The sequence below is a fragment of the Halopenitus sp. POP-27 genome, assembly GCF_029889855.1.
GTDB lineage: Archaea > Halobacteriota > Halobacteria > Halobacteriales > Haloferacaceae > Halopenitus > Halopenitus malekzadehii.
In genome coordinates this window covers 47928-68000 of the sequence record NZ_JARANU010000005.1, presented here as the reverse complement: position 1 = coordinate 68000, position 20073 = coordinate 47928, and the positions used below count along the sequence as shown (strand labels likewise).

Annotated in this window: 19 protein-coding genes; 12 read left to right on the top strand and 7 right to left on the bottom strand. The window is 66.1% G+C overall.

The window, feature by feature from the left end:
- Positions 1 to 160: 160 nt before the first annotated feature.
- The 10 genes from OQF70_RS04675 (at position 161) to OQF70_RS04630 (ending at position 10173) form a co-directional block, all read left to right on the top strand.
- Positions 161 to 475 (top strand): hypothetical protein, encoded by a 315-nt coding sequence (locus OQF70_RS04675; RefSeq protein WP_280536148.1) that lies wholly within the window; start codon positions 161 to 163, stop codon positions 473 to 475.
- A gap of 113 nt (positions 476 to 588) precedes the next feature.
- Entirely contained in the window at positions 589 to 1959 is a 1371-nt protein-coding gene (locus tag OQF70_RS04670) for a geranylgeranyl reductase family protein (RefSeq protein ID WP_280536146.1), read from the top strand.
- 170 nt (positions 1960 to 2129) lie between these two features.
- The gene (locus tag OQF70_RS04665; RefSeq protein WP_280536145.1) at positions 2130 to 4124 is read left to right on the top strand and encodes a histidine kinase N-terminal 7TM domain-containing protein; all 1995 of its coding nucleotides are present in this window, start codon (positions 2130 to 2132) and stop codon (positions 4122 to 4124) included.
- Between the two features lie 61 nt (positions 4125 to 4185).
- Positions 4186 to 4392 carry a DUF5800 family protein gene (locus OQF70_RS04660; RefSeq protein ID WP_280536144.1) on the top strand — a complete coding sequence of 69 codons (207 nt, stop codon included), beginning with the start codon at positions 4186 to 4188 and terminating at the stop codon, positions 4390 to 4392.
- 3 nt (positions 4393 to 4395) lie between these two features.
- A complete protein-coding gene (locus OQF70_RS04655) occupies positions 4396 to 5589 on the top strand; it encodes a redox-regulated ATPase YchF (RefSeq protein ID WP_280536142.1) in 1194 nt (397 codons plus the stop codon).
- Positions 5590 to 5835: 246 nt separating this feature from the next.
- The gene (locus OQF70_RS04650) at positions 5836 to 6900 is read left to right on the top strand and encodes an aliphatic sulfonate ABC transporter substrate-binding protein (protein WP_280536141.1); all 1065 of its coding nucleotides are present in this window, start codon (positions 5836 to 5838) and stop codon (positions 6898 to 6900) included.
- Positions 6900 to 7733, top strand: coding sequence for an ABC transporter permease (locus OQF70_RS04645; protein ID WP_280536140.1), 834 nt, complete (start codon positions 6900 to 6902; stop codon positions 7731 to 7733). Before OQF70_RS04650 ends, OQF70_RS04645 begins: the two co-directional genes overlap by 1 nt.
- A 1-nt stretch (position 7734) precedes the next feature.
- Positions 7735 to 8448 carry an ABC transporter ATP-binding protein gene (locus OQF70_RS04640; protein WP_280536139.1) on the top strand — a complete coding sequence of 238 codons (714 nt, stop codon included), beginning with the start codon at positions 7735 to 7737 and terminating at the stop codon, positions 8446 to 8448.
- A gap of 109 nt (positions 8449 to 8557) precedes the next feature.
- A complete protein-coding gene (gene dacZ, locus OQF70_RS04635; RefSeq protein ID WP_280536138.1) occupies positions 8558 to 9367 on the top strand; it encodes a diadenylate cyclase DacZ in 810 nt (269 codons plus the stop codon).
- Entirely contained in the window at positions 9367 to 10173 is an 807-nt protein-coding gene (locus OQF70_RS04630) for a mechanosensitive ion channel domain-containing protein (protein WP_280536137.1), read from the top strand. The genes dacZ and OQF70_RS04630 overlap by 1 nt, the downstream gene beginning before the upstream one ends.
- Before the next feature lie 57 nt (positions 10174 to 10230).
- Here OQF70_RS04630 and OQF70_RS04625 read toward each other — a convergent pair whose 3' ends face one another.
- The 3 genes from OQF70_RS04625 to purD all read right to left on the bottom strand — a co-directional run bounded on the left by OQF70_RS04625 (position 10231) and on the right by purD (position 13303).
- The gene (locus tag OQF70_RS04625) at positions 10231 to 10692 is read right to left on the bottom strand and encodes a transporter (protein ID WP_280536123.1); all 462 of its coding nucleotides are present in this window, start codon (positions 10690 to 10692) and stop codon (positions 10231 to 10233) included.
- 429 nt (positions 10693 to 11121) lie between these two features.
- Positions 11122 to 11628, bottom strand: coding sequence for an acyltransferase (locus OQF70_RS04620; RefSeq protein ID WP_280536261.1), 507 nt, complete (start codon positions 11626 to 11628; stop codon positions 11122 to 11124).
- A gap of 391 nt (positions 11629 to 12019) precedes the next feature.
- Complete coding sequence (purD, locus tag OQF70_RS04615; RefSeq protein WP_280536122.1) at positions 12020 to 13303, bottom strand: phosphoribosylamine--glycine ligase; 1284 nt, start codon at positions 13301 to 13303, stop codon at positions 12020 to 12022.
- A 229-nt stretch (positions 13304 to 13532) separates the two neighbouring features.
- Between purD and OQF70_RS04610 the strand changes: the two genes are divergently transcribed.
- A complete protein-coding gene (locus tag OQF70_RS04610) occupies positions 13533 to 15797 on the top strand; it encodes a thioredoxin domain-containing protein (protein WP_280536121.1) in 2265 nt (754 codons plus the stop codon).
- 43 nt (positions 15798 to 15840) lie between these two features.
- Here OQF70_RS04610 and OQF70_RS04605 read toward each other — a convergent pair whose 3' ends face one another.
- The 4 genes from OQF70_RS04605 to OQF70_RS04590 all read right to left on the bottom strand — a co-directional run bounded on the left by OQF70_RS04605 (position 15841) and on the right by OQF70_RS04590 (position 18864).
- Positions 15841 to 16701 (bottom strand): hypothetical protein, encoded by an 861-nt coding sequence (locus tag OQF70_RS04605; RefSeq protein WP_280536120.1) that lies wholly within the window; start codon positions 16699 to 16701, stop codon positions 15841 to 15843.
- Between the two features lie 363 nt (positions 16702 to 17064).
- Positions 17065 to 17526 (bottom strand): aspartate carbamoyltransferase regulatory subunit, encoded by a 462-nt coding sequence (gene pyrI, locus OQF70_RS04600; RefSeq protein ID WP_092815271.1) that lies wholly within the window; start codon positions 17524 to 17526, stop codon positions 17065 to 17067.
- A complete protein-coding gene (gene pyrB / locus OQF70_RS04595; RefSeq protein ID WP_280536119.1) occupies positions 17523 to 18440 on the bottom strand; it encodes an aspartate carbamoyltransferase in 918 nt (305 codons plus the stop codon). Before pyrB ends, pyrI begins: the two co-directional genes overlap by 4 nt.
- A gap of 79 nt (positions 18441 to 18519) precedes the next feature.
- The gene (locus OQF70_RS04590; RefSeq protein WP_280536117.1) at positions 18520 to 18864 is read right to left on the bottom strand and encodes a 2Fe-2S iron-sulfur cluster-binding protein; all 345 of its coding nucleotides are present in this window, start codon (positions 18862 to 18864) and stop codon (positions 18520 to 18522) included.
- Between the two features lie 135 nt (positions 18865 to 18999).
- On the opposite strand from OQF70_RS04590, the gene mvaD reads away from it, so the two are divergent.
- The gene (mvaD, locus tag OQF70_RS04585) at positions 19000 to 19992 is read left to right on the top strand and encodes a phosphomevalonate decarboxylase MvaD (protein ID WP_280536116.1); all 993 of its coding nucleotides are present in this window, start codon (positions 19000 to 19002) and stop codon (positions 19990 to 19992) included.
- Positions 19993 to 20073 lie beyond the last annotated feature (81 nt).

The window sequence follows — 20073 nt, the reverse complement described above, 5'->3', positions numbered from 1 at the left end:
ACCGTTCGTACGCGGGAGTCCCTGAAAAGCGGCGCGGTGTGCGGGCCACTGGCTACGAAACGGCGCGGTATGTGGGCCGCTGGCTACGAAACGGCGCGGCGGGCCCCCATCGGCCGATACGGTTATGCGTGCCGCCGCCGGTCGTTCATCCGGTGATCCGATGACCGACGTCGAGGACGTTCTGGCCGACCGTGGCGTCGATTTCGACTCAGCCTTCGCGTACGCGCTCAGTCCGGCGATGATCCGGCTGATCATCGTCTTTCTGACCGGGTGGCTGCTGTTGCCGGTCGGGCTGTTGGTCTTCTTCACGCCGGAACTGGTCGTCGGGTATAGCGGGATCGTTCGGGAGGCCGTCGGGATGGTCATCGGGCTCGCCGTCATCGTCGGCGCCGGCGGCCTGCTCGTGGGCGGCCTGATCGGGGCGCTGTTCAAGACGATCGCGGACGCGAACCGGTACGCGGCGTCGTCGGAGTGAATTCCCGGGGCGACCCGGGACCGCACTCCCCGTCGATCCCGGTGTTGTGACGCCGGCTAAAGGACAAAACCCGGCATAAAGAGTTTTGCCCGCCCGGCGGTCACGAATGAGGTATGACCACCCACGAGTACGACGTCGTCGTTGCGGGGGCCGGGACCGCCGGCTGTTACGCCGCGACGACGATCGCTGATGCGGGCCTCGACGTCGCCATCGTCGAGCGAAAGGACGAGACCGAGGCCGGCCACATCGCCTGTGGCGACGCGTTGAAGGGAGCCGACGCGTTCCCCGAGGCGATCCCCAAATCCCGGATCGAGCCCGCGTTCACGAACACGGGCGTCGACCACGGCCGCTTCGAGATCCCCCAGGAGGACACGGTTCTCGAGATCCCCGTTCCGGGCGAACTCGCGGTCATCGACCGCTGGGACTACGGCCGCCGGCTCATCGAGGCCGCCGCGGACGCCGGCGTCGAGTTCCACTACGAGACCGTGATCGGGGACGTGACCCAGGACGAAACCGGCCGTGTGACCGGCCTTCGCGGCAAGCGCCGGGGAGACGCGATCGACTTCGCGGCGGACGTGGTGATCGACGGTGCGGGCTCGCTCTCGCTGTTGCAGGACAAGGCCGACTTTTCGGGCACGACCTTCGACACGAACGTCCGATACTCGCAGTTCTGCTCGGCCTACCGCGAGATCGTGGAGGTTCCAGAGCCGGTCGAGTGGGACGATGCACTCGTGTTCAAACCGACCAAGCGCGCGGCGGGGTACCTCTGGTACTTCCCGCGGACGGACACCGAGATCAACGCGGGGCTCGGCTTCCAGATGAACGAGGAGCCGATGCAGCTCATCGAGTCCCTCAAACGGGACCTCCGGGACCGCCCCGAGTTCGCCGGCGCGACCGTCACCGACAAGCTCGGCGCCGCCCTTCCGACCCGCCGCCCGTACGATTCCGCGATCGCACCGGGGTATATGGCGGTCGGCGACGCCGCCGGCCACGTCAACCCGACGACCGGCGGCGGGATCGCCGGTGCGGCCTACGCCGGCAAGTACGCGGGCGAACAGGCCGTCGAGGCGATCGGTGACGGCGACGTGAGCGAGGACGCCCTCTGGCGGTACAACGAGCGCGTGATGGACCATTTCGGCGGCCGGTACGCCGGCCTCGACGTCTACAACATCCTCTCGACCGCCGTCGACATCGACGACCTGATGGGGCTGTTGGCAGCCCTCCCGGGCGAGAACCTCGCGGAAGCGCTGTATGAGGGCTCGACGTCGATGTCCTTCGGGCTCAAGCTCAAGTGCGCGATCAAGAGCTTCGGCTACTGGGGAACGATCTGGAACTTCTACGAGACCAAACAGCTCGCGGACGAGCTGCTCGACCACTACGGGGCCTATCCGTCATCGCCCGACCGAATGGCCGCCTGGACCGACTCCCGCGACGAGATCCTCGACCGGATCTACGAGACCACCGGCGCCGAGGCGAAGTACTGATCGGACATCGCGTCCCGGTTCGGGCCTCTCGTCGGACGTTGCATCTCGAGTCGGCCGCGACACGCCTCGGTGTCGACGACGATGTGGCGATCGGTCGTGGGGTGACTCCGGTCCCGATCGATGGACATCGGCAAGAGGGTTTATAGTGGTCGACGAAGTCGTTGCCGACGATGGCACTCTCAGCAGGAACGGTGGGCGTCGGGTACCTCGCGTTGGGGTCCGCGCTGCTGTTCCTGTTGCGGGAGCCGCTTCGACACCCTGACACACCCGGCAGCCGTGGGTTCGCGCTCGCGGTGCTCGGGATCTCGCTGTGGCCGATCGGCCTCGGGAACGAGTACCTCGTCGCGAACCCGGACCTCTCGGTGGCCGCCTGGAACGTTCGGTTCCTCGCGTCCTCTCTGATCGCGATCGGGTGGCTGCTGTTGTCGGTCGAATCGACGACGGGCTGGTGGCCCTCGAAACGCGCGCTCGTTCCGTTCGTCGCCTACGTCGGCCTCGGCCAGGCGATCGCGTGGTCGAATCCGTATCACCACCTGGTGTTGACGCCGGAGACGACGGTCCAGGGGACCGTCCTCATGACCGTCTACGGGCCGTGGTTCTGGGTTCAGTCCGGCGTGAACTATTTCCTGATCCTGACCGGAACGGTGCTGCTTGCCGGCGAGTGGTTGCGGTCGCGTGGACTGCGGCGGCGACAGGCCGCGATCCTGACGCTGGCGGTCGTTCCCCCCGTCATTGCGAACCTGCTGACGCTGTTCGGGACCGTCCCGATCCGGTACGATCTCACCCCGATCGGGCTCGCGGGCAGCGGCGTGTTCCTGTTGCAAGCGCTTTATCGGATGGATCTCCTCACCGTCGTGCCGGTCGCTCGGGAGGTCGCGATGGCGGAGATGGACGATGCCGTCGTCACGATCGACGACGAGGAACGCGTGCTCGATTACAACGCCACCGCCGATCGGCTCTTTGCCGGCGACGACGTTCACGTCGGGATGCCGGCCTCGGCGTTCTTCGAGACCCTGCCGTCGACCGTGTACGACCTCGTTCTCGAGGCAGCAACGCATACCGGAGACGGGAGCGAGGCCGAATCGTTCCCTGGAGAGACGGATGGCGGCGCCGAATCGGCGCCCGATGGGACCGAGGTTGATCCCGATCCCGACGATATGGAGATCACCGTCGAGATGGGCGACGCGGATCGACATTTCTCGGTGTCGGCATCGGCGGTCCAACGATCGATCGACTCGACGGCGTGGGTGATCGTCCTGCGGGATATCACGCCGATCAAACGGCGTGAACAGGAGTTGGAGGACCGTGAGGAGGAACTCGAGCTGCTTCGACAGATCCTCTCCCGCGTGCTCCGGCACAACATCCGGAACAAGCTCACGACGATCCGGGGGAACGCCGACCTCCTCGCCGAGGAGATCGCGTCCGGGGCGGTGATCACTGACGATGCGGCGAGTGCGGACGATGCGGTGACCGCGGACGATGCGGCGAGCGCGGACGCCGAAGACGACGACCGATCCGAGGAAGCGATGCTCGAGCGGATCGAGGCGATCCGCGAGGCGACCGAGGAGCTGCTCGGCAACAGCGAGAACGCACGCGAGATCGAACGCATCATCGACCAACGTGGCCGTGTCGTCCGATACGATCTCGAGGGGGTCGTGCATCGGGTCGTCGAGTCGGTCCGCCGGGACCATCCCGACGTCACCGTGTCCGTCGAGCGGAACGGTCCCGAAACGGTGACCGGTGGACCGGGGCTCGAGACCGCGCTTCGGTGTCTCGTCGAAAACGCCGCCGACCACAACGACGCCGCCAACCCCGCCGTCCAGGTGTCGATCGACGGGACGGACTCGGAGACGATCGTCTCCGTGGCGGACAACGGGCCGGGGATCCCCGACAACGAACTCACTGTTCTCGACACGAACGAGGAGACGCCGTTGTCCCACGGGAGCGGCGTCGGCCTCTGGCTGGTCAAGTGGGCCGCCGACTCGGTCGGCGCACGCCTCTCGATCGAGACGAAGGGCTCCGTCTCGACTGCCGGATCGGTTGCTGATGGGGGTGACGCGACGGATACGGGGTCGACTGCGACTGATGCGGAGTCGACTGCAACTGATGCGGAGTCGGCCTCGATCCCGGACGGGGCGACCACGGTCGTCTCGCTTCATCTGTGACGCCATCGCCGCGTGGATGCAGAGCCGCACCCTTATAGGGAGGACACGCCTCGGATCGGCCATGAGCACCATCCTCTCCATCGAGGACGACGGCGTCGACGTCGTCTACCAGGGGACCGAATTCCGACTCGACCGCGATCTGATCGAGGAGGCCACCGAGAAGGACTACCCGAACGTCACCGACCACGAAATCCTCCAGATCGTCGAATCCGATCCCGACCTCACGGGGGAACCGCGCCGCGTCGGGGACGTGCTCGCGGGAGCCTGACCGATGGTGACGGTCGCGCTCGCGGGCAAGCCGAACGCGGGAAAATCGACCCTGTACACGGCCGCGACGATGGCCGACGTCGACGTCGCGAACTATCCGTTCACGACGATCGACGCCAACCGAGGAGTCACACACGTCCGCACCGAGTGTCCGTGTCTCGCTCGAGACGAACGATGTGGGGCGGAGAACTGCCGCGGCGGGAAGCGGTACGTTCCGGTTGAACTCCTCGACGTGGCGGGGCTCGTCCCCGGCGCACACGAGGGGAAGGGACTGGGCAACCAGTTTCTCGACGAACTGACCAACGCGGACGTCATCCTCAACGTCGTCGACGCCTCCGGGGGAACCGACGCGGAGGGCGAACCGGTTCCGGTCGGGAGCCACGATCCGCTCGAGGACGTCGACTTCATCGAACGCGAGATGAACCTCTGGCTCGCCGGGATCATCGACCGCAACTGGGAGGGCGTCGAACGGAAGTCACGATCGCCCGATTTCGACCTCGAGGAGGCACTCACCGACCTACTTACGGGGTTCGGCGCGACGACGGCGGACGTGACGGCGGTCCTCCGATCGATCGACTATCCCGATGACCCGTTTAAGTGGACGGACGAGGATCGCGAACGGCTCGCCCGGGACCTTCGCCGCCGGAGCAAACCGATCGTCGTCGTCGCCAACAAGGCGGACGTGGCACCCCAGGAACACATCGATCGGCTCCGGGAGCAAACCGACCAGCCGGTCGTGTTCGCCACCGCCGACGGCGAGCTCGGACTCAGGCGGGCTGCCGACGCCGGCGTCGTCGAGTATGACCCCGGCGATCCGGGGTTCGAGATCGTCGACGACGACGCGGTCTCGGACGAGCAGCGCGAGGGTCTCGAGCAGATTCGTGACGTGATCGACGACATCGGCGACACCGGCGTGCAGACGGCCCTGAACACGGCCGTGTACGATCGGCTCGACCGGTTCACCGCGTATCCGGTCCAGGACGCCTCGAAGTGGACCGACGCCCGCGGCAACGTTCTTCCCGACGCGTTCCTGCTCCGGGCTGGCGCGACCCCGAGGGACCTCGCGTACGCCGTCCACTCGGACATCGGCGAGGGCTACCTCCACGCGATCGACGCGCGGTCGAACCGCCGGATCGGGGAGGACCACGAGCTCACGGAGGGCGACGTGATCAAGGTCGTCTCGACGGCCGGGCCGTGATCCGACCCTCCCGACGGAGATAGCGGAAATCATATCCTATTTTTGGCACGCGACCGGTCGGACGCCAGTGAATGGGTGATATTCGCACACAGCCACGAATACAGTCCGTTCAGATTCTGAAGGAGACGTTCAGATCGTTCCTCTCGACAGCCACGATCTAGGAATAACTAACAAGCATCATAGATGCGGATGAATATTCCATTTATGCATAGTTTATAGGGGATACGGCCGGTACGTGGAGGCAAGATGGACCGACGAGGATTCCTGACGACGGCCGGAACGACGATCGCCACGCCGCTCGTGGCTGGTTGCATCGCGACCGGCGGAAGCGGCAACGGTGATGACACCGGCAACGGAAACGGCGGCTCGAACGGCGGATCCGGAACGAGTTCCGGGAACGGATCGAGCGGCGGCGACGGCAGAACGATCACGGTCGATTGGGCCTACTACAACCCGATCAGCCTGGTGCTCCGGGACCACGGCTGGCTCGAGGAGGAGTTCGCCGACGACGACGTCTCGATCGAGTGGGTGCTCAGCCTCGGAAGCAACCAGGCCAACGAGTACTCCCAGAGCGGGTCCGCTGAGTTCGCCTCGACGGCGGGGATCGCGGCGCTGCTCGCACGCACGAACGGCGTCCCGATCCGGACGCCGTACATCTACTCGAAGCCGGAGTGGACTGCGCTCGTGGCCAAATCCGACTCGGGGATCGAGGAGGTCGCAGACCTGGAGGGCAAACGCGTCGCCGCGACGCGAGGAACCGACCCGTACTTCTTCCTGCTCCAGGCCCTCGAGACCGCCGGACTCTCCGAGTCAGACGTCGAGGTCGTCCATCTCCAGCACCCCGACGGGCAGTCGGCGCTCGTGCAGGACGACGTCGACGCGTGGGCCGGCCTGGACCCCCATATGGCCGAGTTGGAGCTGGAACACGACGTCGATCTGTTCTTCCGGGAGCCCGACTTCAACACCTACGGCTTCCTCAACGTGCTCGATGGGTTCCTCGAGGACCATCCCGAGGACGCACGTCGGGTCCTCGAGACCTACGAGCGCGGGCGCCAGTGGGCACTCGAGAATCCCCAGGAGACGGCGTCGATCCTCGCCGCCGAATCGGACATGTCCCAGGCGGTCGCCGAGCGCGTGTTCATCGAGCGGAACGATCTCTCGACCGCGCTCCCCGGCGAGCAGCACCGTGACCTCCTCTCCACGCTGGCGCCCATCCTGAAGGACGAGGGGATGGTCCAGCCCGACGCCGACCTCCAGGCGCGGATCGACGAGCTGATCGACTCCGAGACCGCACGCGAGGTGGTGAACTGATGGCGACGGTCGAGGACCACGACGGCGTGACGGCGATCGGGGAGCGCCTGACCGCGTGGGTTCGCGACCGTTCTCCGTCCGCGATCGGCTTCCCGCGCCGTGCCCTCGGCCTCGTCGTGCCCGGCCTGCTCGTCGTCGGCTGGCACCTGCTCGTCACCCAGGGCGTCTTCCAGCCCCACCAGCTGCCGGCACCGACGACCGTCCTCTCGACGTTCGCGGCGATGGGTGCCTCCGGCGAGCTGTGGGGCCACCTCAGCGTCACGATCCAGCGCGTCGCGTTCGGCGTGCTCTTCGGCGTGACCGCCGGAATCCTCTTCGGGACGATCACCGGGCTGTTCGGACTCGCGAACGATCTGCTCGATCCCCTCCTCCAGAGCATGAAGAACATCCCCTCGCTGGCGTGGGTCCCGCTGTTCCTGCTGTGGTTCGGCATCGGTGAGAGCGCGAAGGTGACGCTCATCGCCTTGGGCGCGTTCTTCCCGGTGTACCTCAACCTCTCGACGGGGATCCAGGGGATCGACGAGGACCTCCTCGAAGTCGTCGAGGTCTACGACGTCGGTCGCCTCGAAACGCTTCGGCGCGTCGTCTTCCCCGCCGCCCTCCCGAACCTGCTGGTCGGGATCCGCGGCGGCGTCGGGCTGGCATGGATGTTCGTGGTCGCGGCCGAGCTGATCGCCGCCAGCCAGGGCCTCGGCTTCCTGTTGAGCGACGGCCGGGTGCTTGCACGTCCCGACATCATCGTCGGCTCGATCCTGCTGTTCGCGTCACTCGGCAACCTCTCGGACATCGGCGTGAAGGCGTTACAGCGACGACTTGTCTACTGGAGCGCCTAGGATGCTCGAGACGCGCTCGCTCACCAAGACCTACGACGACACGGTCGCGCTCCGCGAGGTCGACTTCGCGGCCGACGACGGGGAGTTCGTCTCGGTCGTCGGTCCGTCCGGCTGTGGCAAGAGCACCCTGTTGCGCGTGCTCGCCGGCCTCGAGTCGGGCTTCGACGGGACGGCCTCAATCGACGGGACACCGGTGAACGCCGGCGGCAGCGACGACGTCGGGGTCGTCTTTCAGGACCCGCGCCTGCTCCCGTGGGCGACCGTCCGGGAGAACGTTCGGATCGGATTTGACGAGTCGGTGACCGACGACCGCGTCGACGACCTGATCGACCGCGTGGGACTCGACGGCTTCGAGACGGCGCTTCCCGAGGAGCTCTCCGGCGGGATGGCCCAGCGGGTCGCGCTCGCCCGCGGGCTGGCGTACGGCCCGCAGGCCCTCCTGCTCGACGAGCCGTTCAGCGCGCTCGACGCGCTGACGAAGGTCGAGCAACAGGAGTTCCTGCTCGACGTCCGGGACGACATCGACGCGACGGTCGTCCTCGTGACCCACGACGTCGAGGAGGCCGTCTACCTCGCCGACCGGGTCGTCGTGCTGGGTGGCCAGCCCGGCACCGTCGTCGCGGACGTCGAGGTACCCCTCGATCGACCCCGCGATCGAACGGACGAGCGGCTGATCGAGACCCGCGAGCGCGTGACGGACGCGCTCGGGGTGTGAGTATCCCCGTGGTCCCACGACCGGCGGCCCAACAGACCCACCAGTCGTCAGACGCGCGCGTGACGACGGCACAACTGCTTTATATACGGGGTCGGACGTTTAAGTAACGATGTCCACCCTCACCGACCTTCTCGGCGACGTCGTGGCCGACGTCGACGACGTCTTCCTGTTTTCCCCGAGCGGATCGTTTCACGACCGGTTCCGTGAGGCCGACGTCGACGTCGTCGTCGTCGATACCGAAAACGACGTGGACGCCGAGACGTTCGTCGAACTCCCGCTTGAGTTCGACAACGTTCGCGACCGGATCCGGTTCGGCGTCGAGGGCGCGGTCGAGAACGGGATCGTCGAGGAGGGCGACGCGATCGCCTGTTCGGTGGCGGTGTTCGCCGACGACGCGGATTCGGTGATCCGCGTCCGGGCGACCGAGGATATGGGGTCCGGGATCTACGACCTGTTCGTCGACTCACGAGCCGACCCGGACGTCATCCGTGACGTCTTCCAGGTGGCGATCGAACTCGGCAAGAAGGGCCAGAAGGGCAAGCCGGTCGGCGCGCTGTTCGTCGTCGGGGACGCCGGAAAGGTGATGAACAAATCGCGACCGCTCAGCTACAACCCCTTCGAGAAGAGCCACGTTCACGTCGGCGACCCGATCGTGAACGTGATGTTGAAGGAGTTCTCCCGGCTGGACGGCGCGTTCGTGATCTCCGACTCGGGGAAGATCGTCTCCGCATACCGCTACCTCGAGCCGGCCGCCGAGGGCGTCGACATTCCCAAGGGACTCGGCGCACGGCACATGGCCGCCGGCGCGATCACGCGTGACACGAACGCGACCGCGATCGTGCTCTCCGAGTCCGACGGGCTCGTGCGGGCGTTCAAGGGGGGACGGCTCATCCTCGAGGTCGATCCGGAGGCGTACTGATGACGGGGATGTCCGTCCCGATCACGGTACGGGAAACGGTTTCGGAGGTGATCGCGCTGGTTCCGCCGCGTATCTGGCTCGCGTTATTCATCGTCATCTTCGGAGTCATCGCCGGCTACCTCGTCGAAGTGGTCAACCGACGACTGCTTGAACGAGCCGGCGTTCCGGCGTCTACCGAAGGAACCGCCTTCGAGCGAACCGTACGCGGGTTCGGGCTCTCGACGGTGACCATCATCGCGAAACTCTCGAACTACTTCATCGTCGGGATCGCCGTCCTCACGGCCCTGTCGGTCGCCGACGTCCAATACGCCGAGCTCTTCTGGGGCGACGTCGCGACGTTCGTGCCGCGGCTGTTCATCGCGATCGTCGTCCTGATCGTCGGGATCGTGGTCGGCGACAAGATAGAGTTATACGTCGCCGAACGGCTCCGCGGGGTCAAACTCCCGGAGACGGGCGTAATATCCACCGTCGCGAAATACAGCGTCGTCTACGTCGCGGCCCTGATCGCCCTCGATCAGATCGGCGTTGCGACCCTCGCGTTGATCGTCCTGCTTGCGGCGTACGCGTTCGCGCTCGTCGTGCTCACTGCACTCGCCACCAAGGACCTGCTCGCGGCCGCCGCCGCCGGAGTGTTTCTCCTCCTGCGTCAGCCCTACGGGATCGGCGACGAGGTGAAGGTCGCGGACCGACGCGGGATCGTTCAGGAGGTCGACCTGTTCGTCACGCACATCGAGACCGACGGCGAGGAACACGTCTTGCCGAACCACGTCGTGTTCCGTGACGGGATCGTCCGGATCCGAAACTGACCAGGAGTTGAACGCACGGGAGGGTGGCGTAGAACACGTCACACGACGTTATTTTCATTATTTTCCGGTACCGGTATTCGCGGCGACGATACCGCCGATAGCGCCGAAGACGGCAGGGAACACGATTCCGGCCAGAAGAATCGCTGGGAGGAATTCCGGTTGACCGCTGAAGGTACTGCCGAGCGTTTCCATCGAGACGCGGAACACCACCGTACCGATAGCCGACAGCGCCAGATACGGCGGGAGTACGAACACGCCGGCGACCGCGCCGTCAGCCGCCTCCGTGACACCTTGCGAACGACCGACAGCGAGTCCAGAACCGACCAGCAGCGCCACAGGAATCAGATACAAAAGCGGCGTGAACCCATCACCGCCGATGAACGACACCGTGCTCGACCCACCGAATCCGAGGAAGTCGGCCTCGAGGAACGTGTCGACGAAGTGGCTGTTGAAGAACACCCATCCCACGAAGTCGATGCCGCTGCCACCGTCGCCGACAGTATCAGCGATCTCGCCCAATTCGGAGTTCTCGATCTGCGCGAGAACGACGACGGCCGTGAGTAAATAGCTAGCTATCCAAGCGACTGCGCCGGCGATAGCACCTTCTATGAGTGGAAAGTCGTCGGAGTTGAGTGACGATGAGATGTCTGATTACCTCACGCACAATAAAAAACGCTTTCGACACGCGAACCGTACCACGGCGTCGCTTCGGCATCGATTCTACGGCTACCGGGTGGTGTCTCGGGTACCCGTAGAGAGGTATCTCGTGGTCATTTGAACCGGACGGAGCTACGTTCGAGTTAACTCTCGCCTCACCCATCCCGTCTGCGACACTGTATCGGCCTTGAGGATCGAGTCGTCGTTAGGATTGCACGCCGTCCATCCCGTTTAGTCGATCTGGCCACCGATATTGTACCATACGAGCAAGACATCTCGCCACTCCCGGGTTCAACAGGAGTCGGCCGTCCGCTCGGGCTCCGCTTCGCGTTCGGAGACCACCTCGGCCGGCACGCCGGCGACGGTCGTCCCGGCCGGGACGTCCTTGGTCACGAGCGAGTTGGCGGCGACACGAGCGTCCTCCCCGATCGTCACCCCGGGCAACACGACGGCGCCGGCGCCGATCATCGCGCGTTGCCGCACCACCACGTCGCCGAGCCGGTATTCGTCCTGGAGGAACTCGTGACACAGCAGCGTGGCGTCGTATCCGACGATCGCGTCCGATTCGATCGTTATCCGCTCGGGCCAGAACACGTCCGGCGTCGACTCCAGCCCCCAGGAGACGCCCGCGCCGACCGAGACCCCGATCCGCCGCAACAACCAGTTCTTGAGCCGGAGGCTCGGCGAGATCCGGCACACGAGTATCACGAGGTAGTTCCTGACGACGACGAGCGGCGACTTCGCGTTCGGCCAGGACCACAGCGAGTTGCGCGGTCCCGGGGTCGCGACCCGGTCCAACCGGTCACGACGCCGTGGCCCGGTTTCGCCCGAGCCGTCGACGTCCTCGTCCCCGGGGTTCGAGGGATCCGAGGGGCGCTCCGGCGCCCCGTGGTGCTCGTCGTTCACGCCGTTCGATCCGCTCCCCGTGGTTAAAGACCTCGCGCTCACGACTACCTCCACCCGCGGTTGTCTCTCCGCCCACCGCCGCCCCCAGTCACGGCGCCGCCTCCGGTCACGGGTCCCATGTTCCGACCCTTCAAACCGAATGCCGACGCATCCGTCCGCGTGCCCTGATCCCACCGACCCACGACGGTCCAGGCGGGTGCGTGACGCGCCGTCGTGGGATCTTCCCGGACCCCACCGCCCCGGACCGACGGAACGCGTCACCTGCTCGCAAGCGCTCGAGCCATCACTCCCGGATGGCGTCCATATGCTCGAGCCGTCGATCGATGAGGGACGCGGTTCCGATGTCGTGTCGGATCCGCACCCGATCGCCGGCGGCGGAGAGCGCCTCCGATGCCACCGATTCCGCCGCCTCGATCGACGCCCCCAACCCGACGACGGCGAAGGCGCGTGAGGTCGTCGTGTAGAGTCCGTCCTCCCGCTCGTCGACGCTGGCGTAGAACAACAGCGCGTCCCCGACGCTTTCCTCGTCGACGTCGATGCGGGCACCCGCGTCCGGGTCCGTCGGGTAGCCATCGGGTACGGCGTACTTACAGACGGTGGCTCGCTCGGCGAAGGACAGCTCCGGCAGCGGCTCGCCGTCGCGAGCGGCGGTGATCACGTCGATGAACGGCGTCTCGAGCACCGGGAGCGTGTTCATCGCCTCCGGGTCGCCGAACCGGGCGTTGAACTCGACGACCTTCGGTCCCTCGGCGGTGAGCATGAACTGTCCGTAGAGGACGCCCGTATACTCCGGCAGCGCCTCGATCACCGACTCGATGACCGTGACGGCGTCGTCGTAGTCTCCGTCGTCCATGAACGGCAGCGAGAACTCGGCGTCGGAGTAGGAACCCATCCCACCCGTGTTCGGTCCTTCGTCGCCCTCGTAGGCGCGTTTGTGGTCCTGGACCGCCGGCGTTGTCCGCACGTCGCCGTTGGCGACGAACGCCTGGATCGTGAACTCCTCGCCGACGAGTCGTTCCTCCAACACGACGCGGTCGTACTCTGATTCCCGGAGGTATTCCTTCGCTTCGCCGGCGGTGACCTGGTCGCCGATCACCTTGACGCCCTTCCCGCCGGTGAGTCCGGCGGGTTTGACGGCGAGGTCGCCGTCGTACTCGTCGATGTACGTGCAGGCGGCCTCCATATCGGTGAACGTCTCGAAATCCGGACAGCCTGGAACGTCGTTGTCCCGCATAAACCGCCGCTGGTAGGCCTTGTCCGTCTCGATCCGCGCCGCCTCCTGCCGCGGTCCGAACGTGTACACGCCGGCGTCATCGAGAGCGTCGGCGACGCCGGCGGCAAGCGCCGATTCGGGACCGATCACGGCTGCGTCCGCATCGATCGACTCGGCGTACTCCGTGATCGCCGCCGCGTCCGTCTCCGAGGTAGTCTCGAACCCCGCCGCGAGCCGGGCGATCCCGGGGTTCCGGTTGCTCGCACAGGCGTGAAGTTCACAATCCGGAGCGAGTGCGCGGGCGATCGCGTGTTCGCGGCCGCCGCCACCGATCAGCAACACGGTCTCGGTCATACGCGAGGGGTTTCCGCACGGTAGTGTAAATCTTGTCGTTACATCCGACGGATACCACCACGATCGTGGATCAGGACCGTGTGTCGACGCCGTCGATCACGGGGGTCGTCGATTCCGGTCGTCGCCGACCTCAACCGCCGTCGAGCCGAGACTCGAGCATTCCGGTCGACGGCGCGCTCGGAGCTTCGAGTGTCGACGGCTTTTCACCGTGGCCGCCGTACCGACGGCTATGTCCACACCGACCGACCGGAACCGGCTGTCCACGGAGGGAAGTCCGTACCTCCGTCAACACGCCGACAATCCGGTCAACTGGCAGCCGTGGGACGATCGTGCCTTCGAGACCGCCGCCGAACACGACGTCCCCCTCTTCGTCTCGGTCGGCTACGCCGCCTGCCACTGGTGTCACGTGATGGAGGAGGAGAGCTTCTCGGATCCCGCTGTCGCCGAGACCCTCAACGAGTCCTTCGTCCCGATAAAGGTCGACCGCGAGGAACGGCCCGACGTCGACGACGTGTTGATGACCGTCTGTCAGCTCGTCTCCGGCGGCGGCGGATGGCCCCTGTCGGCGTGGTGTACCCCCGACGGGAAACCATTCTACATCGGGACGTACTTCCCGCGGGAGCCGACGCGGGGACGGCCCGGGTTCCTCGAGCTCTGCGACCGGATCGGCGACTCCTGGAGCGATCCGGAACAGCGAGCCGAGATGGAGTCCCGGGCCGACCAGTGGATGGCCGCGGCCCGCGATGAGGTCGAGTCCGTTCCGGATCAGCCCGGAGACCCCCCGGGATCGACGGTCCTCGAGGATGCAGCCGCGGCCGCGGTTCGCGGATACGACGAGGAACACGGAGGCTTCGGAACGAGTGGCCCGAAGTTCCCCCAGCCGCGTCGGCTCGATCTGCTGCTTCGAGCCGGTGGTTCCGCCGACCGAACCGCCGACGGAACGACTGACCGGAGCGCCGATGGAACGACTGACCGAACCGACGTCGATCGTGAGGCGGCTACGGACCGGAACGCGGCCCTACAGGCCGCGACGGGGACTCTCGACGCGATGGGTGCTGGCGGGCTGTACGATCACGTCGGCGGCGGGTTTCATCGCTACGCGACCGATCGCTCCTGGACGGTGCCACACTTCGAGAAGATGCTGTACGACAACGCGGAGCTCCCTCGCGTGCTTCTCGACGCGTTTCAGGCGACGGGGACCCCACGATACGGGCTCCTCGCACAGGAGACGTTCGCATTCCTCGATCGTGAACTCTCCCACCCGGACGGCGGCTTCTTCAGCACCCTCGATGCCCGGAGCGTTCCGCCCGCTTCCCGTCGCGGGTCGACGACGGATGCGTCGGAGGCGGCGCCCGATCCGGTTGAAGGTGCATTCTACACCTGGACGCCCACGGAGATCGACGCCGTCCTCGAGGAACCGGATGCATCACTCGTTCGCGACCGGTTCGGCGTGACCCCTGCCGGAAACTTCGAACGCGGGACGACGGTGCTTACCGAATCGACGTCGATCGAGGAACTCGCGACCGACCACGGACTCGACCGATCAACGGTTCGCGACCGGCTGCGTGCGGCCCGCCTCGATCTGTACGAGGCCCGCGAGCGCCGGCCGCGTCCGGCACGGGACGAGAAAGTGATCGCGGGCTGGAACGGGCGAGCGATCTCCGCGTTCGCGGCTGGCGCACGTGCGTTGGACCCGGGGCTTTCGGAGCGGGCGACCGCGGCCCTCGAGTTCGTTCGCGATCGGCTGTGGGACGCGACGGACCGTCGGCTCGACCGGCGATGGATCGACGGCGACCGAACGGGGCCGGGCTATCTCGACGACTACGCGTTCCTCGCGCGCGGCGCTTTCGACACGTATCAGGTGACCGGCCGTCCCGATCAGCTCGGGTTCGCCATCGAACTCGCCGATCGGATCGTTGCGGATTTCTACGACGAGGAGGCAGGCACGATCTACTCGGTTCCGAGCAAGCCCGCCGACGAGCCCACTGATGGGGCTGCTCGTCCGAGCGACCTCTCGGTCCGTCCGCAGTCGTTGACCGACCGATCGCTACCCTCGAGCGTCGGCGTCGCGGTCGAACTGCTCGCCGAGCTCGACGGGTTCGTTCGCGACCGTCCGTACCGATCCGTCGCGGAGACCGTTCTGGAGACACACGCCGACCGGATCCGGGCCGGACCGCTCGAACACGCGTCGCTCGTTCTGGCTGCTGATCGCGTCGCGAACGGGGGGATAGAGCTCGTGTTCGCCGCCGATGACCGTCCCGAATCGTGGCGGGAAACGCTCTCGAAGTGGTTCCTCCCTGGAGCAGTCGTCGCTCCGCGCCCCGCGACTTCGGCGGCAACCACCGACTGGTGTCGGGAGATCGGTGTGGAAGGGGTTCCCCCAATCTGGGACGGTCGGGATGCGATCGACGGGGAGCCGACCGTCTACGCGTGCCGTGGGTTCGCGTGTTCGCCGCCGGAGACCGATATCGAGGCCGCACTCGATTGGCTGTGATCGGCTCTCCACCGGATCGAAGACTGCTCACCCCCGAAGCCCATCACTCCGGCCGGTGCACTTCGCCGCCCCGCGCGTCCGCGTCTCGTCGCCGGAGCGCCGCGGCGGCGTTGGCCGCCTCATAGCCGAACAGGACGTCCTTCGCGTAGGGTTCGACCGCTTCGGTCGCCTCGATCAACGCATCGACGTCGACGTCCGCGGCGTACAACTCGACCGAGAGCGGCGTCTCCGGCGGTGCACCGTGAACGTCGTAATCGCCGCCGAGCCGAGATCGAAACCCCCGAACGATCGTCTCGAGCCAGTAGGTCGTCGCGTACTCGGTGTCGTAGATCGGTACCACGAACTCGTCGACGTGCTCGGCCACCGCGTCGACGTCGATCCCCGATCGCGTGCGAAGGTGTCCCGGGTACGGGTCCGGATGGACCGAGAGATAGGTCCGCCCGGACACCCGATCGGCGGCTGCGGCGACGAAGTCGGTGATCGTGGCCGCCCGCCAGTCCGCCCACTCGTCGTGGTCGCTCTCGTCGAACAGCCGCTCACAGCGTTCACACCGACAGTATCCTTCCCGTGGGAATCCAACGTCGTCGAGCCTGACGTCGGGGGCAACCGCGGCACAGTCCTCAACCATCTCGAGCAGTCCGCGACGGTACTCGGGGTGGGTCGGACAGATGTGGGTCCACTCGAACTCCGGCCGGTCGCGACTTGCCGGTAACCCGCGGTCGTCGACCGGAACGAGCCCCGAGTCATCGTCGGCTGCCGCGGTATCACCGAAACACGACACCATATTGACCGCGTTCGCGATCGGCTCGGCCGCCCGCCCGGTGACGTCTTTCACCTCGTAGAACCCGCGATCGAACTCGCCGATCGATACGTCGTCGGCGTTGCGCGTGACCACCCCGTACATACACGAGGCTACTCGATGGCCGTGGTTAAAAGGGATGTTCGAGAGCCGGACGGGATCGGGTTCGGAGGGAGCGGTATGACCCGACCGGCTCCGTGGTACCGCACGTGTCCGAACGACTCGTTACTCGACTTCCACCGGCTCCTTATCGCCGGAGACGATGAAGTAGACGGTGGCTACGAGGGCCAATGCGACCAGGAGTTTCGCTTTCGTGCCCATATGTAACGGTACGTATCGGATGGCTAAAAACTACCGGGACGGTTCGCATCCAGCGACGGTTCGCGTGCCCGACGTCGGTTTCTCGTGTGGCGTCGATGGGCGACCGTTCCATGAACCTCCGCAGCGTACTTCCCGTGGATCTCTGCCTCACACGTCGATGTGTTCGGCGATCCGGTCACGCAGGATCTCCGAACAGTAATCACATCGCACGCCGTCGTCCATCACCGCAAAGCGCGTCTCGACCGGCTCGTCGTCGTTCGAGATGCAGTTCCGGTTGGGACACGAGAGCACGCCGACGACCTCCGTCGGTCGCTCGACCCGGTTCTTCTCGACCACCTCGTAGTCGCGGACGATGTTGATCGTCGCCTCCGGCGCGATGAGCGAGAGGACGTCGACCTCGGACTGACTCAACTCCCGCCCCTCGACCTTGAGGATGTCCTTGCGGCCGAGCCGATCCGAGGGAACGTTCATCCCGATCGAGAGGCTGAACTCCTCGGATCCGTCGATCCCGAGGATCGCGAGCACGTTCAGCGATTGTCCGCCGGTGATGTGGTCGATGACCGTCCCGTTCCGGATCTTCGAGACGCGGAGTTCACGGTCCGGACTCATGCCGAATCACCGCCAAGGAGCATATCCAAAAGCGCCATCCGAACCGGGACCCCGTTGTGTGCCTGTTCGAAGTACCGGGCGTGGGACGTCTCGTCGACGTCCGCCGCGATCTCGTCGACGCGGGGCAGCGGATGCATCACGGTCAGGTCCGGATCCGCAGCCGACAGTGTGTCGGCGTCGATCCGATATTCACCCGCTATCTGGTGGTATTCGTTCTCATCGGGGAACCGCTCACGCTGGATCCGGGTCACGTATAACACGTCGAGTTCCGGGAGCACCGCGTCGAGTTCGGTGTGTTCGCGGACCTGGGCACCCGACTCGTGCAGATCGAACCTGACGGACCGGGGTAGCCGCAGCGATTCGGGGCTGATGAAGTGCTGGGTCGCGTCGAAGTTCGTCAGCGCGGACGCCAGCGAGTGGACCGTTCGTCCGTACTTCAGATCGCCCATGATCCCGATCGTGAGGTCGTCGAGCCCGTGTCGTTCCCGGATCGTGTGGAGGTCCAAGAGCGTCTGTGAGGGGTGTTGACCCGCGCCATCGCCGGCGTTGATGACCGGCACGTCGACGAACTCGGAGGCCATCTTCGCGGATCCCTCGCTTGGGTGTCGCAAGACCAACGCGTCCGCGTATCCCTCGATCACGCGGACCGTGTCGGCAAGGGACTCGCCCTTTTTCACTGATGAGGACTCGATCGACCCCATATCGATCGTCTCCGCACCGAGCCGTTTCGCGGCGGTCTCGAAGCTCATCTTCGTCCGGGTACTCGGTTCGAAAAAGCAGAGCGCGAGCACGGACCCCGAATATCGTTGCTCGAACGCCTCCCGTGACCCGTCGATCTCGCGGGCCCGATCGAGTACCGCCTCGATGTCGGGCCGCGAGAGCTGTGTCGCGGTGATGAGGTGGTCCTGACGCATCGTCTATCCGGCGGTCGGGGAGCATCTTGAATCCGTCGGGTCCGCAAGCACCGTCCGTTCGGACTCGACGATGGGCCACTCAGTCGTCGGCCGTCGCCGCCCCGGTGGCGTCCGGTTCGGCGTCGTCGCCGGTCGCATCCTCGATGCTCGATGGATACACGCCGCGTTCAAGCGTCAGATCCGATTGCGGACGGGCCATACAGGTGAGTGCGTACTCCTCAGCCTCCTCGTCGGTCAGTCCCCGTGCTGCGGGCTGAGTGACCTCCCCCTCGAGAATATGGGCTGAACAGGCGAGACACATCCCGACTCGACAGGAGTACTCCTGGGCGATCCCCTCCTCGAGACAGGCGTTGAGGATCGTCTGGGTGTCGGACACCTCGATCGACTCGCCGGTGCCGGCGAACTCGACGGTGTACTCGGACATACTGACCGGATTCGCCCAGGGTCGGCAAAACTCTTGCCATCGGATCGGTCCGCAGAACCGGATCGACGATCGTGACCGAACGGCCGGAGCTGACCATTCGCAACGCTAATCCCGCGTTACCCGTTGTGGTGGGGTATGAAAGCCACCGCTCGAGCCCACCCGATACAGGGACTCGTGAAGTACCACGGGATGCGCGACGAGCAGCTTCGGCTCCCGTACCACGACAGCATCAGCCTCTGTACGGCGCCGACGGCGACCACCACCACGGTCGAGTGGGAGCCCGACGCGGCGGACGACACGTTCGTCATCGACGGCGACGTCGTCGACGGGCGGGCCGCCGAGCGGATCGATCTGGTGACCGACTACGTTCGGGAACTGGCCGGGATCGACCACGCGGTCCGTTTCGAGAGCCGAAACTCGTTCCCCTCGAACATCGGGTTCGGGTCCTCTTCCTCCGGGTTTGCGGCGGCAGCGATGGCGCTCGCTGACGCTGCTGGCCTCGACCTGTCGCGTCCGGAGATCTCCACGATCGCTCGCCGTGGGTCCTCGTCGGCGGCGCGCGCGGTGACCGGCGCGTACTCCGTCCTCGAGACGGGACTCAACGACGAGGACTGTCGATCGCGGCGGCTCCCGGTCGGAGAGGGCGAGGACGGGTTCGATCCCGAGGAGGACCTCCGGATCGTCGCGGCGCACGTCCCGGCGTACAAGGAGACCGAGGAAGCACACCGGGAGGCGGCCGCGAGCCATATGTTCGACGCGCGGATGGCACACGTTCACGAGCAGTTGGCCGAGATGACCGACGCGCTCCGTGCAGGGTCGTTCGACCGGATATTCGAACTCGCCGAACACGACTCGCTCTCGCTGACGGCGGCGACGATGACCGGCCCGTCCGGGTGGGTCTACTGGCAGCCCGAGACGATCGCGGTGTTCAACGCCGTTCGAGAGCTCCGGGAGGAGGGCGTTCCGGTCTACTTCTCGACCGACACCGGAGCGTCGGTGTACGTGAACACGCGTAAACAGTACGTCGACGAGGTCGAGTCCCGGATCGCCGAGATCGGGATCGAGACGGACGTCTGGTCGGTCGGCGGCCCCGCCCGCGTTCTCGACCCCAGCGAGTCGCTGTTCTGATAGTACGTCGCTGTGGCGAACAGGCGGAACGGACTCCCCATCACTCGGCGTGTCCGTCCCGCACACCCGCGTGCCACGCCG

What these genes read in the sequence shown, in the direction of transcription:
- OQF70_RS04675 (WP_280536148.1), top strand. Translation starts at nt 161, where the DNA reads ATGACCGACGTCGAGGACGTTCTGGCCGACCGTGGCGTCGATTTCGAC.
- OQF70_RS04640 (WP_280536139.1), top strand. Translation starts at nt 7,735, where the DNA reads ATGCTCGAGACGCGCTCGCTCACCAAGACCTACGACGACACGGTCGCG.
- OQF70_RS04630 (WP_280536137.1), top strand. Translation starts at nt 9,367, where the DNA reads ATGACGGGGATGTCCGTCCCGATCACGGTACGGGAAACGGTTTCGGAG.
- OQF70_RS04650 (WP_280536141.1), top strand. Translation starts at nt 5,836, where the DNA reads ATGGACCGACGAGGATTCCTGACGACGGCCGGAACGACGATCGCCACG.
- dacZ (WP_280536138.1), top strand. Translation starts at nt 8,558, where the DNA reads ATGTCCACCCTCACCGACCTTCTCGGCGACGTCGTGGCCGACGTCGAC.
- OQF70_RS04590 (WP_280536117.1), bottom strand. Translation starts at nt 18,864, where the DNA reads ATGTCCGAGTACACCGTCGAGTTCGCCGGCACCGGCGAGTCGATCGAG.
- purD (WP_280536122.1), bottom strand. Translation starts at nt 13,303, where the DNA reads ATGACCGAGACCGTGTTGCTGATCGGTGGCGGCGGCCGCGAACACGCG.
- OQF70_RS04670 (WP_280536146.1), top strand. Translation starts at nt 589, where the DNA reads ATGACCACCCACGAGTACGACGTCGTCGTTGCGGGGGCCGGGACCGCC.
- pyrI (WP_092815271.1), bottom strand. Translation starts at nt 17,526, where the DNA reads ATGAGTCCGGACCGTGAACTCCGCGTCTCGAAGATCCGGAACGGGACG.
- OQF70_RS04655 (WP_280536142.1), top strand. Translation starts at nt 4,396, where the DNA reads ATGGTGACGGTCGCGCTCGCGGGCAAGCCGAACGCGGGAAAATCGACC.
- pyrB (WP_280536119.1), bottom strand. Translation starts at nt 18,440, where the DNA reads ATGCGTCAGGACCACCTCATCACCGCGACACAGCTCTCGCGGCCCGAC.
- OQF70_RS04660 (WP_280536144.1), top strand. Translation starts at nt 4,186, where the DNA reads ATGAGCACCATCCTCTCCATCGAGGACGACGGCGTCGACGTCGTCTAC.
- mvaD (WP_280536116.1), top strand. Translation starts at nt 19,000, where the DNA reads ATGAAAGCCACCGCTCGAGCCCACCCGATACAGGGACTCGTGAAGTAC.
- OQF70_RS04645 (WP_280536140.1), top strand. Translation starts at nt 6,900, where the DNA reads ATGGCGACGGTCGAGGACCACGACGGCGTGACGGCGATCGGGGAGCGC.
- OQF70_RS04610 (WP_280536121.1), top strand. Translation starts at nt 13,533, where the DNA reads ATGTCCACACCGACCGACCGGAACCGGCTGTCCACGGAGGGAAGTCCG.
- OQF70_RS04665 (WP_280536145.1), top strand. Translation starts at nt 2,130, where the DNA reads ATGGCACTCTCAGCAGGAACGGTGGGCGTCGGGTACCTCGCGTTGGGG.
- OQF70_RS04605 (WP_280536120.1), bottom strand. Translation starts at nt 16,701, where the DNA reads ATGTACGGGGTGGTCACGCGCAACGCCGACGACGTATCGATCGGCGAG.